Raw genomic sequence first — 832 nt, 5'->3', positions numbered from 1 at the left:
CGGCCTCCTGGGCCTGCGGGGCTTGTTCGAGGATGATGTGGGCGTTGGTGCCGCTGATGCCGAAGGAGGAGACGGCGGCGCGGCGGGGGCGGCCGGTGTCGGGCCATTCCTGGGCCGTGGCGAGGGGGCGTACGCCGCCTCGGTCCCAGTCGACGTGCGGGGTGGGCTCGTCGAGGTGGAGGGTGGCGGGCAGGAGGCCGTTGCGCATGGCCAGGACCATCTTGATGACGCCGGCGACACCGGCGGCGGCCTGGGTGTGGCCGATGTTGGACTTCAGCGAGCCCAGCCACAGCGGGCGGTCGGTGTCGTGCTCGGTGCCGTAGGTGGCGAGCAGCGCCTCCGCCTCGATCGGGTCGCCGAGGGGGGTGCCGGTGCCGTGGGCCTCGACGGCGTCGACGGCGTCGGGGGTGAGGCGGGCGTCGGCGAGGGCCTGGCGGATGACGCGTTCCTGTGCGGGGCCGTTGGGTGCGGTCAGGCCGTTGCTGGCGCCGTCCTGGTTGACGGCGGAGCCGCGGACGACGGCGAGGATCTGATGGCCGTTGCGGCGGGCGTCGGACAGCCGCTCCAGCAGCAGCATGCCCACACCCTCGGCGAACGCGGTGCCGTCGGCGGAGGCGGAGAACGGCTTGCAGCGGCCGTCGGGCGAGAGCCCGTTCTGCCGGCTGAACTCGACCAGGGTGCCCGGCCGGGACATCAGCGTCACACCGCCGGCCAGCGCCATGGAGCACTCGCCGCGCCGCAGTGCCTGCACCGCCAGATGCAGCGCGACCAGCGACGACGAGCAGGCGGTGTCCACGGACAGGGCGGGCCCGTTGAACCCGAACGTGTAGGC

1 protein-coding gene is annotated in these 832 nt (G+C 73.9%); it reads right to left on the bottom strand.

Annotation, left to right across the window (positions count from 1 at the left end):
• Window positions 1–832: polyketide synthase (locus MTQ10_RS30835; protein ID WP_247474114.1), on the bottom strand; the 832-nt coding region annotated here is incomplete at both ends.

The organism is Streptomyces sp. XM83C (assembly GCF_023072675.1).
GTDB lineage: Bacteria > Actinomycetota > Actinomycetes > Streptomycetales > Streptomycetaceae > Streptomyces > Streptomyces thermocoprophilus.
This window is presented reverse-complemented; position numbering and strand designations above follow the sequence as displayed.